Consider the following 11,988-nt stretch of genomic DNA (forward strand, 5'->3'; position numbering starts at 1 on the left):
GGCCGCATCGAATCCCGCATGAGAGTTGCGCGGGAACTCGGCGCGGGCGACCCATGGCGGCTCGGCGGCTACCGCCTGGCCGGACGGCTGGGGGCGGGCGCCCGGGGCACGGTCTACGAGGGCTACGACGCCGGGGGGCGGCGGGTCGCGGTGAGCGTCATGCACGGCCGCCCGGCGGCCGACCCGGAACTGCGCGCCCGGCTCGGCCGCGAGGCCGAGGCGGCCCGCCGGGTCGCCCCGTTCTGCACGGCGAGCGTGCTGGACGCCGACTTCGACGGGCCCAGGCCCTATCTGGTCAGCGAGTACGTGGAGGGTCCCAGCCTGCGCCGGGCCGGGCGCCTCTTCGGCGGTGACGACCTGCGCGGCCTGGCCACCGCGATCGCCACCGCCCTGACGGCCCTGCACCACGCCGGCGTGATCCATCGCGACCTCACCCCAGACAACGTGATCGTCGGGCGGGACGGCCCCCGGGTCACCGGCTTCGGGGTGGCTCCCGGCCTGGGATCGGCGCTGGCCGCCCCCGCGCTGAAGCCGTACGCGCCGTCGTACCTGGCGCCCGAGGTGTTCACCGGTGGCCGGGTGGGACGCCCGGCCGACGTGTTCGCCTGGGGCGCGGTCGTGCTGTACGCGGCCACCGGAGAGGACGCGTTCGCGGCGGGCAGCCTGGGGGCCGTGATGCACCGCGTCCTCTCCCTCGACCCCGACCTGGACCCGCTGCCCCGCTCGCTGCGCCCCCTCGTCCGCGCCGCGCTGGCCAAGGACGCCTCCGCCCGCCCGGCCGCCCGCGACCTGCTCCTCGACCTGCTGGCCCTGCCCAAGCTGTCCGATCTGTCCGCTTCACTCCCTCTGCCGGACCTGCCGGACCTGCTCGCTGTGCCGGGTCCGTCCGGCGCGCCCACCGGCGACCGGACGCGCTCCGGTCCGGACGCGCCGGGGACGCCCGCGGCGACCGGCCCGCGGGAGCCCGAGGTCGTCGCGCTGCTCAGGGCGGGTGCCCAGGCGGGGGCGAGGGTCCGTACGGCCTGCGACGACCCCGCGCTGGGCGACCTCGCCGAGGCCGCGTACGCCGCGCTCGGCCCGGAGGCCCGGAAGCGCGCGCCCGCGGTGTTCCTCAGGCTGGTGGCCGTCGCGGCCGACGGGGAGGCGGTCACCCGAGAGGTGAAGGTTTCCCCGGCGGCCGAACCCGTCCTCGGCGCCTTCGGCGGGCTGGCCGTGCGGCGTCCTGGCGGGACGTGGGCGCTGTCCCCGGCGCTGCCGTACGCCTGGCCCCGGCTGCGCGGGTGGATCGAGGCCGGTCGCGTCCGTCTGGTGGCGCGCGACCGGTTCGCCCGGCTGCTGCCCGTGCTGCTCGCGGCCTCGGCCGTCCTGGTGACGGCGCTGGTCGCGGCGGTGATCGTGGCCGGGCGGACGGTCTGATCGGGCGGGCGGGTGGGTAGGACCCCCACGGGAAACGGCCATGAGTTTTCGGGGGGAGACATGGCGAGCTGCGAGACGTGCGGCAACGACTACGACATGAGCTTCGAGGTGCACGCCCAGGGCAGGGTGCACGTCTTCGACAGCTTCGAGTGCGCGATCCAGAAGATGGCGCCGATCTGCGAGCACTGCGGGGTCCGGATCGTCGGGCACGGCGTAGAGGCCGACCGGCGCTGGTTCTGCTGCGCCCACTGCGCCCGCATGGAGGGGGCGGACGCCATCGTGGACCGGACCGGCATGAAGGTCTGATCCTCGGGGCGGCCTTCACGACGGGAGGGGTCACCGGACGGCCTTCACGACGGGAGGGGTCACCGGTCCGGACGGGGGACCGGGACACGGGACGACGGCCCCGGGAGGCCGGGCCCGTCCGCGCTCGCCGCCCGTCCCTCTGCCCGTGCCCGCGGCTCCGGTACGGGCAGAAGGAGGGCGGCGGCGAGGTCAGTGCGCCGGGGCGACGGCGGCGTTCGAGCGCCGCTCCACGACGATCACGACGATCGCCAGCGCCGTCAGCGCGGTGAGCTGCGCGAGGGCCGACCACAGGCCGGGCGCGACCGTGACGAGCGCGACGAGGGCGCCCCAGACCCGCGGGCCGTTGCCCGACATGCCCAGGACGCGCCGGAACCAGGCGCCACCGGCCACGAACAGGGCGAAGCCCACCGCCAGGGCCAGGGCGGCGCTGAGCTTCAGCGGGTCGGTCGGATGGCCGATGGCCTTCTTGACGCCCGCGGAGACCGCGACGACGCCCAGCAGCATCGGGATGTGCGCGTAGAAGTAGGCGCCGAGGATCAACCGGGTGCGCCGCACGGGCTCCGCGCCCTCCAGGGCGTGCTCGGCGCGCGTCTCGTCGTCGCCGCCGAAGTAGAGCCACCACAGGCAGGCGGCCAGCGCGAGGCCGAGCACCGCCGTCACGCCGAGGGCGAGGCCGACGTGGAGCCCCTTGGCGCCGATGCCCAGGGCCACGATCGACTCGCCGAGCACCACGATCACCAGCAGGCCGTGGCGCTCGACGATGTGCCCGGCCCGGAGGTTGAAGCCCTTCTGCCCGATGTAGTACGGGCTGCCCCACAGCAGGATCACCGCGGCGGCCCAGAGCAGGTAGTTGTACGGCGCGGAGACCAGGGCGGCCGCGCCCACCAGCGCCGTACCGCCGAGGTTGAACGGGAGCACCCTGGTGATGGCCGAGGTGCCCTGCAGGTACAGCCCGGCGTGCACGACGACCAGCAGCAGGTACCCGATCGCGAAGGCCACGCCGTCCCCGTCGAAGACGGCGGGGATCGACAGCGCCACGATCATGAATCCCGCCATGCCCAGCAGGATCAGCACCCTGCGGGCGGGCCTGGTGGGCGGGACGGCGTTGGTCAGCCAGGCGTACCCGGCGTACATCCACCAGATGACACCGAAGACCAGCAGCACCTGCAGCGCGCCCTCGACGGGGCGGCCCTCCTGCAGGCCGTCCACCAGGAGGCCGGTGAGCTGGGTGACGGTGAAGACGAAGACGAGGTCGAAGAAGAGTTCGAGCGTGGAGACACGGAGTTCGGTCTCCTGCGGTGCGGGCGCGGCCCGCTCCGCGAACCAGCCGGGGAGGCGCATCCGATCATTGTGCAGGTACGACATCTCCGTGTGAATCCATTTATGTCACATCGAAGCGCTTGGTCGCGGTACGTGCGCCATGTCCGTCGGCGACGGGCCGAGGCGTCGTGCGGCGGACGCCTCGGCCACAGGGGGAAGGGGGGAAGGGGGGGCGCCTGTCAGGGGGGAAGGATCGTCATGGTCGGGTCACGGAGCGCTCCGGCGGGCCTCTTCCGGGTGGTCTCCTCCCGGGTCGCCGTCCGGGCGGTCCCGCAGGGGTCCGTCCAGGACCGCCCGGACCTGCCGGGATCAGCACTCGATGAAGATGCTCTGCCAGCCGACGGGCGTCCTCTGCTCCGCGTTGTCGTCGGAGGGCAGCCGGAAGTGCATCAGGCCCTGCGCGTCGGGCTGGTTGTACATGCGGCCGGACTGGCCGTCGCCGTACCACTTGTAGGACCCGTGGTAGGGGATGTTGGACGGTCCGCAGGCGTCGATCACGACGGATCTGCCGGTGAAACCCGGGCCCTCGTAGGCGACGTACTGCGAGGCGTAGGCGGCACCGGCGGTGATCGCGACGATCCCGGCCGTCAGGGCGGACACGATGAGGGTTCTCTTCACTGCGCTCCTTGGGGTCGAGGGTTCTGCGCTTCTGCGATCCCACCCGGGTGCGGCGGCCGGGCCCGGAGGGTGCCCGGGACCCGGTCGCCGTCCCGCTGCGGAACAGGGCCCATCATGCACGAAAAGTGATCGAGCAACTACTTACCGTGACGACAGGTTGCGGTCACCTCGTCCCCGGGCCCTCTTCGTCCCCGGGCCCTCTCGGTCCCCGGGTCCTCTCGGCCCTCGCGGGCCTCCGACGGCCGACATGCGAACGCCGTCATCGAGGCACCGTCACAGGCGGCTTCATGAGAACGCGTCCCGGTCCGGGGGACGGGTCAGCCTTCGGCGGGCTTGTCCTTCTTCCCGGCCACCAGGGTGTCGCCGGTCGTCTCCGGGGCGGGCGGGGGAGCCGGTGCGGCCGGGGCCGCGGCCCCGGTGGCTCCCGGAGGAGGCTTGCGGGTACGCGTACGGGGGCGGGCCGCGGGGAACTCGGCGGTGTCGGCCCCTCTTTCGTCGCTCCCCGCGCCGCTTTCGGGGACGGCCTTCGCGGCGGTGCTCCGGGAGGCGCCGCTCCCCGACGGGACGGAGCCCGCGGGGGAGGAGCCCGGATCGGAGAAGCCCGGATCCGAGAAGGCGGGGCCGGGACCGTCGCCGGGCCTCTTCCCCGAGTTTCCCGAGTTCCCCGTGTTCCCTGAGACCGGCGCACCCGGTGCCGCATGGGTGGACGGCCGGGCGGGCGGCTCGGGCTCGCGCAACGAGGCGATGACGTCGTCGGCCTCGGCCTCGGCGGCGAAGTCCTCGGCGGCCTCGGCCTCGCGGCGTTTGATCACCACCATGTGGTCGACCGACAGGCGGCCCGCGCCGCCGACCGCGAGCAGGATGGAGGCGGCACCGAGCGCGACGATGAGCTTGGCGTCACCCCCGGTGAGCGGCAGGCCGACCTGGCCGCTGGCCAGGACGAACACGGCGAGGGCCTCGGCGAACAGCAGCAGGCCGCAGGCGGGCACGGCCAGGCCGGCGACCATCAACGCCCCGCCGATGAGCTCCGTCAGCATGGTGACGGCCGCCCATATGTAGGGGCCGGGGGCCTCCAGGGTGGCGAACTGGGCGGCGGTGGCGTTCAGGCCCGCTTCGAGCTTGTGCCAGCCGTTGGCGAAGAAGATCCCGCCCACGCCCAGCCTGGCGGCCAGCGAGGCGAGATCGTGGAGGGTTCGTCGCACGGCTCCTCTTTCTGGTGAGATTCACCGTTCCTGCCCATGCCTGACCGATAGATGACCGAACCGGGGTCTTCCAAACCCCGGGACCGCCTCCGGGCCGCACGGCGGTGCGGCGCGCGGGGGATCCGGGGACCCGCCGGGGCGCTCCCACGGGGAGGGGCCGGAGCCCCCATGGCCCCTCACGACGGGTCGTCCCGTCCCTCCCGTGACCGGCCGGGCACCAGCAGCCCCACCGCCAGTGCGGTCGCGCCGAGCAGCAGGACGCTCACCACGATCGTCGAGTGCAGGCCCGAGACGAACGCGAGACGGGCCGCGGCGAGCAGGGCGTCCCCGCTCGCGCCGCCGATCTCCCGCGCGATGTGCGCGGCCGAGGCCAGCGACTGGCGGGCCTGGTCCATCGCGCCCGGGCCGATCCCGGGGACCTGGGCCAGCGAGGGGGCGTACACGATCGTGGTGATCGTGCCGAGCACCGCGACCCCGAGGCCGGCGCCCAGCTCGTAGGCGGTCTCCTCGGTGGCGGCGGCGCTGCCGGCGAGCGCCTCCGGGGTGGACGACATGATCGTGTCCGAGGCGGCCAGCAGGGTGACCTGGATGCCGAAGCCGATGCCGACGAAGCAGAACGTCAGGGCGATGGGATGCCCCTCGGTGCCCCAGGCCAGGGTGGGGGTGAGGGAGAGCGCGGTCAGCGCCAGCCCGCCGCTCATCGTGGCGCGCAGGCCGAACCAGCGCAGCAGGCGCGCCCCGGTCAGCCCGCCCGCGATCGAGGCGATCATCAGCGGGAGCAGCCGTACCGCCGCCTGGAGCGGGCTGTCGCCGAGGACCAGCTGGAGGTACTGGGCGAGCATGAGCTCCAGCCCGACCAGGGAGAAGACCGTGAGCAGCACCCCGCCCACCCCGGCGCAGAACGCGCGCCGCCGGAACAGGTCCAGGTCGAGCAGGGGGAAGGGCAGCCGTCGCTGCCGGCGGACGAACCAGGCCAGCAGCCAGGCCCCGGCCAGGAACGCCACCGCTCCCGCGGGGTGTCCGGCCCCGGCCTCCTTGAGGCCGAAGGCCACGCCGAGGATCCCCAGCACGGACAGCAGCGCGCTGAGCGCGTCCCACGGGCGGTCCGAGCGCGTCCGGCCTCCCGGCAGGAGCCTGGCCGCGGTGGGCAGCAGGACCAGCAGGATGGGGACGTTGATCAGGAAGACGGCGCCCCACCAGAAGTGCTCGACGAGCACCCCGCCGACGAGCGGGCCCACCGCGGCCCCGGCCGCCGCCACCGCGCTCCAGATCCCCAGCGCGACCGCACGCTCGTGCCGGTCGGTGAAGACCTGCCGGATGATGGACAGGGTGGCGGGCATGATCATCGCCCCGCCCACGCCGAGCAGGGCACGGGCGGAGATCAGCGCGTACGGGGTCGGCGCGAACGCGGCCGCCGCCGAGGCGACGCCGAAGACCAGGTAGCCGGCCAGCACCAGGCGCTTGCGCCCGTAGCGGTCACCGAGCGTGCCGAAGGTCAGCAGCAGCGGCGCGACCACCAGCGAGTAGACGTCGATGATCCACAGCAGCTCCACCGAGCTCGGCTCCAGGGCCGCGGTCAGCGCGGGCACCGCGATGTGCAGCACCGTGGCGTCCACCGCGATCAGCAACAGGCTGAAGCAGAGCAGGGCGAGGATCGACCACCGGCCGGCACCGGATGCCCGCGGGTCGCCGTCGGGATGCCCGGTGCGGGCCACGACGCTGGTCATGGGCCGCTCAGGAATTGTCAGCCTGGACGAACATGCGTCGCAGCTTAGGCGAAGTCCGGCACTGCATGGGTTGGCATTCGATGATGCATCTATAGATATGTCCGTCTTGCAGGGGTCCGTCCGGACCTCTCTAGAGAGATACAGGGCTATACCGTCGTCTAGGCAAACGGGGACCCCGGCACCGACCATGGCGGGCGTGGGGGATCAGCGCGAGGCCCGTGAGCCGTCGTGGTGAGCGGGCCCGGCGGGCCGGTCGGCCCCGATCCGGTCCCGCCGCCCCGGGACGCCGACGACCCCCGGCAGTGGTGCGCGGTGGCCGTCTCCTGGCTGGCCCGGGACCGGCCCGAGGCCGCCCTGGAGGCCGCCCGCAGGGCCCTGGATCTCGGTCCCCCCGGCGGAACCGGCACCGGGGACGGCACGGGGATCGCCGGGGCGTCCGTCTCGGGGGTCGACATGTGGACCCGGGCGGGAACGGCAGGGTCCCGTACCGGGCCGGGCACCGGGACCCACGCGGGTCCCCGCGCCGGGACCCCCGCGGGGATCCGCCCCGGGACCGGTGCCGCTCCCCGCGCGGGGAGCGGCGCGGCCTCCGGCGCCGACTGGGGCTACCGCCTGGCCAGCCTGGCGTTCGAGCGGCTCGGCCGGGACGCCGAGGCCGTGGCCGCGGCCGAGGAGGCCGTACGCCTCGCGCCGGGCTCCTGGGCCGCGCGGATGCGCCTGGGCTCGGCGCTGCGCCGGGTGCCCGGACGCTGGCGCGAGGCGTGGGCGCAGGCCTCGCGGGCCGTCCGCTACGCGCCCGAAGAGCCCGACCCGCACGTCCTGGCCGGTGATCTCGCGCTGCTGCGCGGCCAGTACCGCCACGCCGAGGACTCCTACCGGGCCGCGCTGGGCCTCGCGCCGGACCACGTGGGCGCCCGGATCAACCTCGGCCTGGCCCTGCTGCGCTGGCAGGGCCCGCGCGCCCACCACGACCCTGCCTGGCCGGTGGACCCGCGGGAGACGGGACGGGCCAGGCGCGCGCTGGAGACGTGGTCGCGGCGGACCCGGCTGCTGCTGGCGGTCGCGCTCGTCGCGGTCTGCGCGGTGGAGTTCGGACTCGGCCTGGCCGGCGCGGCGAGGATCGGCGGCGCCCTGGTGCCGCTCGCCGTCCTGGCGATCACCCTGCGGCAGGCGCGCCGGGTCAGGCTCTGGCCGTACGTGCCCGGCATGCTCGTCCGCGATCCCTGGCTCGGCGTGTCGCTCCTGCTCACCCTGGCCGCGCTGGCCGCCTACGTCGTGATCGTCGCCGGCCTGCCGGCGCGGGTGCCGCCGTCGCCCGCAGAGCCGCTCCCGCTGCTCCCGCCGCTCCCGCCGGGCGCGCCGGGGACCCTCTGGGCGGTCCTGGCCGGGCTGGTGCTGCTGTCCGGCGCGGTGCCGCTCGTGCCGCGGGTGCTGGCCGGGGTCTGGCGCGGCCGGCCGGTCAGGGCCCTGGCCGAGTTCGCCGCGGCCGGTGACGACCGTACGGCCCGGCGCGACCTCGACGTGACCCTCTGGCTGGTGGCGGGCCGGGCCTGGTCGGTGTCGGCGGCGGCCGCGGTGGTGGTGACCGTCGCCTCCGGGAGCGGGCGGCTCCTGGCGCTGGCCGCCCTCGCCGTGCCGTTCGCCCTGGGCCGGCTGCGTGCCCGGCCCGGACTGGCGCCCTGCCTGGGCCGGGCGGCGGCCGCGGACCGCGGGCTGGCGGCCGCCCTGGTCCTGCCCGCCGTGGCCGCCCCGCTGCTCGGGGTGGCCGCCGTGGCGCCGTGGCTCGGAGCCGGCCCGGTGGGCGCGTGGGCCTGGCGGGCCGCCCTGGTCCTGCTGGCCGTGCCGGTGGCGGTGTACGCCGCCGGGTCGACGCGGGCGTGGTGGCGGGGGGCGGCCGGGCCGGGACGGGCCTCGCTGGTCATGTGCGACGGCTGCGGCGCCCGGCTCCCCGGCGACGCCGGACCGCCGGTGGGGCTCACCGGGGAGGTGCGCGCCGCCCTCACCTACGCGCGGGAGGTGGTGCTCGCCTACACCGGCCCCGACGGCCCGCGCACGCTGGCCGTCGGCGCGGTCAGCTCGATCGGACCCGGGGGCGAGCTGCGCCTGATCGCGGCGTCCGACGCCTGGGAGGCCGCCGAACGCGACCCGAGGGTGGCGGTCTTCGTCGCCGACCCTCTCGACCGCCGCTTCTGGGCTGAGGTGCGCGGCATCGCGATCGGCGACGCCGAGGCCGCCCTGCTGAGGATCACCCCCAAGGAGGTGACGATCGCCGACTACCCCGGACGCCACCAGGGACGCTCCACCCGCGACTGACCAGCCCGCGCGGGCCCCCGGAGCGTCCGGACGGCCCCCGTGACCCGAGTGACCCGAGCGCCTCCCGCGGGCCTGCCCGCCCTGACGCCCCCCGCCTCGACCACCCCCGCCTCCCGACTCCCGACCCCCTGACCCGACGACCCCCGTGACCGGACCGCCCCGCGACGGGCCCCGGCTCGCTACCGGAGCGCTCCCCGGCCGGACGGCCCCGCCACGGGCCCGTCACCGGGGCGCTCCCGCACGCCGCCGGCTTGCCGGGCGGTGACATTTCCCTGCCCTTTCCCGGGTTTCCGCCCCCGCCCCGGCCCGGCCGTCCTCCCGCCCGCGGTCGCGGACAGCGGGCCGGAGCGCGACCGCCGGCCGTGACCGGCCGGTCACGCGCGGCGGCGGCCCGGTCACCGCCCGCCACGGGCGGGACGCGGGAACGGCCCGGGGGCGGGTGGGGCGGGCCGGGACGGCGCCGGGCGGGACACGCCGCCTCGGACGCCGTTTTCATCCGCTCTCATCTGATATCTGATCGTGCCCGACCGGCGGCGTGGCGCGACGCACAGGCACGCGCAAACGTCCCCCCGGTGCGGTATAACCGGGGGCGGACCGGGGAGGCGTGATGCGGGAATCCAGCAGGGCCCGGCCGGCGGGGCGCGCGGCCGCACGTGATCTGTTCGAGCAGGTGCGGTCGGGCTACTTCCGGCTCGCACCCCCCCTGCGCAGGCTGCTCTACGTCGCCGTGCTGGTCGCGGCGGTCGCGCTGGCGCTGGGCACCGGCTGGTCGGTCCTGGGCACGCTCTTCGTCACGCTGACGCTGCTCGGCTTCGCCGCGCTCACCCTGAGCTTCCCGCGCGCCGCCGCCACCCTGCTGGTGGTCCTGGTCTGGCTGGCCGTCCTGACCGTCGTCCAGGGAGGGTACGGCTGGGGCTCACCGGTCCTGACGGCGCTGACGGTGCTCGCCCCCCTGGTGGCCGGCGCCGCCCACCTCATCCGCTGGGTCCCGCCGTGGGCGACCACCGCCATGGCCCTGGGCGCGGCCGGTCTGGTCGCGCTGCTGTTCGGCACGCTGCTCACCGCCCTGGCGCCCGCCGTCGCGATCTGGGCCGCGTACGCCGCGGCGGCCGGGGTGCTGGTCCACCGGTTCCTCCAGGCGCGCCGGGCACTGGCCACGGCGACGGCCGAGCAGCCGCAGGCCGGCCTCAGGGTCCGCGAGGGCGGGCACGCCGTCCCCGCCCCGCCCTCCCGGCAGGACGCGCCCCCGCCCATCTCGGTCGAGGAGGCCCTCGGCGAGCTGGACGCCATGATCGGCCTGGCCCCGGTCAAGGAGCAGGTCCGCTCCATCGCCGCCTCGATCGAGGCGGCCAGGCTGCGCAGGGAGGCGGGGTACGCCACCGAGCCGCCGATGCGGCACTTCGTCTTCGTCGGCCCGCCAGGCACCGGCAAGACCAGCGTGGCCAGGACCGTCGCCAAGATCTTCTACGCCTTCGGCCTGCTGGAGACCCCCTACGTGGTGGAGGCCCAGCGGGCCGACCTGGTGGGGGAGTTCCTCGGCGCCACCGCGATCAAGACGAACGAGCTGGTCGACCGGGCGCTGGGCGGGGTGCTCTTCATCGACGAGGCGTACAGCCTGATCAACTCCGGCGACGGCCAGCCCGACAGGTTCGGCGCCGAGGCCGTGCAGACGCTGCTCAAACGGGCCGAGGACGACCGCGACCGCCTGATCGTCATCCTGGCCGGGTACGAGAAGGAGATGACCGCCTTCCTGGCCTCCAACCCGGGTCTGGCCAGCAGGTTCTCCAGCCGGGTCCGCTTTCCCAGCTACGCCCCCGACGAACTGGTGCGGATCACCGAGCTGCTGCAGCGGCGCCGGGGCGACCGGATGGCGCCGGAGGCGATGCCCGCCCTGCTCGCCCGCTTCGAGGACGTCCACCGGCGGGCGATCGTCGACGAGCTGGGCAACGCCCGGTTCGTCCGCAGCCTGGTGGAGGCCGCCGCGCAGGCCAGGGACGTGCGGGTGGTGGGGGCGGGTGGCGCGCCCACCACCGAGGACCTCGTCACCACCGCCGAGGGCGACGTGGTCAAGGCCTTCGACGAGCTCACCGCCCGCTACCGGAGCTACCAGGCGGCCCCCTCTCTGGAGGAGGCGCTCGCCGACCTCGACCGGATGGCGGGCCTGGAGCCCGTCAAGCGGCAGGTGCACGCGATCACCGCGCAGCTCAGGGTGGCCAGGATGCGCGAGGAGCGGGGCCTGCCCACCCCGCCGCAGATGCGGCACTTCGTCTTCGCGGGCCCGCCGGGCACCGGCAAGACCACGGTGGCCCGCATCCTGGGCCGGATCTTCGCCGCGCTGGGGCTGCTCCCCCAGCCCGACGTGGTGGAGGCGCAGCGGGCCGACCTGGTCGGCCAGCACCTGGGCGCCACCGCGATCAAGACGAACGAGCTGGTCGACCGGGCGCTGGGCGGGGTGCTCTTCATCGACGAGGCCTACGGCCTGGTCAACTCCGGCTACAGCGGCGGCGACGCCTTCGGCACCGAGGCCGTGCAGACCCTGCTCAAGCGGGCCGAGGACGACCGCGACCGGCTGGTGGTCATCCTGGCCGGGTACGAGCGGGAGATGAGCGCCTTCCTGGCCTCCAACCCCGGTCTGGCCAGCAGGTTCAACCAGAGGGTGCTGTTCCCCTCCTACTCCCCGCGGGAGCTCACCGAGATCGCGGTGTTGCTCGCCGACGAGTCGGGCGACAGGTTCGACGACGCGGCCCGGCGCGACCTGGCCGAGGTCTTCACCTGGGTCTGCGACGAGGGCCTGATCGACGGCCTGGGCAACGGCAGGTTCGCCCGCTCGCTCTTCGAGCGCGCCGCGATGCGCAGGGACGTCCGCCTGGCCGCCCTGGGCGACGCCACCGCCAGCGCCGCCGACCTCACCACCATCACCAGCGCCGACCTGCGCGCCGCCGTGGACGAGCTCGCCGGGAAGTGACATCGGCCCCGCCGGCGTCATCGTTCACCGAGATGCCTCCGATTCGGTACGCTATGCAGCCTGTCGGTCGCCGAGTGTAGCAAGATGGTGACTCACAGCGGCGGGCCACGGAGGAGGAAAG

Annotated in this window: 8 protein-coding genes; 4 read left to right on the plus strand and 4 right to left on the minus strand. The window is 75.2% G+C overall.

The annotated features are described in order from the left end of the window. The first annotated feature begins 18 nt into the window (after nt 1–18). Both ACZ6RT_RS00580 and ACZ6RT_RS00585 read left to right on the plus strand, forming a co-directional pair. Nucleotides 19–1,416: a serine/threonine-protein kinase gene (locus ACZ6RT_RS00580; RefSeq protein ID WP_470151583.1), complete on the plus strand. Its 1,398-nt coding sequence runs from the start codon at nt 19–21 to the stop codon at nt 1,414–1,416. Between the two features lie 60 nt (nt 1,417–1,476). Continuing rightward, nucleotides 1,477–1,722 carry a hypothetical protein gene (locus ACZ6RT_RS00585; RefSeq protein ID WP_344896248.1) on the plus strand — a complete coding sequence of 82 codons (246 nt, stop codon included), beginning with the start codon at nt 1,477–1,479 and terminating at the stop codon, nt 1,720–1,722. Nucleotides 1,723–1,911: 189 nt separating this feature from the next. On the opposite strand, the gene ACZ6RT_RS00590 is transcribed toward ACZ6RT_RS00585, so the two are convergent. The 4 genes from ACZ6RT_RS00590 to ACZ6RT_RS00605 form a co-directional block, all read right to left on the minus strand. Beyond that, nucleotides 1,912–3,063, minus strand: a complete 1,152-nt coding sequence (locus ACZ6RT_RS00590) for a low temperature requirement protein A (RefSeq protein WP_470151585.1) — start codon at nt 3,061–3,063, stop codon at nt 1,912–1,914. A gap of 288 nt (nt 3,064–3,351) precedes the next feature. Further along, a complete protein-coding gene (locus ACZ6RT_RS00595; RefSeq protein WP_399187034.1) occupies nt 3,352–3,660 on the minus strand; it encodes a MiAMP1 family antimicrobial peptide in 309 nt (102 codons plus the stop codon). A 317-nt stretch (nt 3,661–3,977) separates the two neighbouring features. Then, nucleotides 3,978–4,862 (minus strand): DoxX family protein, encoded by an 885-nt coding sequence (locus ACZ6RT_RS00600; RefSeq protein ID WP_470151587.1) that lies wholly within the window; start codon nt 4,860–4,862, stop codon nt 3,978–3,980. 176 nt (nt 4,863–5,038) lie between these two features. Next, complete coding sequence (locus ACZ6RT_RS00605; RefSeq protein ID WP_470151588.1) at nt 5,039–6,589, minus strand: MFS transporter; 1,551 nt, start codon at nt 6,587–6,589, stop codon at nt 5,039–5,041. A gap of 228 nt (nt 6,590–6,817) precedes the next feature. On the opposite strand from ACZ6RT_RS00605, the gene ACZ6RT_RS00610 reads away from it, so the two are divergent. Together ACZ6RT_RS00610 and ACZ6RT_RS00615 are read left to right on the plus strand one after the other, a co-directional pair. After that, nucleotides 6,818–8,902 (plus strand): hypothetical protein, encoded by a 2,085-nt coding sequence (locus ACZ6RT_RS00610; RefSeq protein ID WP_470151589.1) that lies wholly within the window; start codon nt 6,818–6,820, stop codon nt 8,900–8,902. A 607-nt stretch (nt 8,903–9,509) separates the two neighbouring features. Continuing rightward, a complete protein-coding gene (locus ACZ6RT_RS00615) occupies nt 9,510–11,867 on the plus strand; it encodes an AAA family ATPase (RefSeq protein ID WP_470151591.1) in 2,358 nt (785 codons plus the stop codon). Nucleotides 11,868–11,988 lie beyond the last annotated feature (121 nt).

The sequence above is a fragment of the Streptosporangium sp. NPDC050148 genome (genome assembly GCF_055586505.1).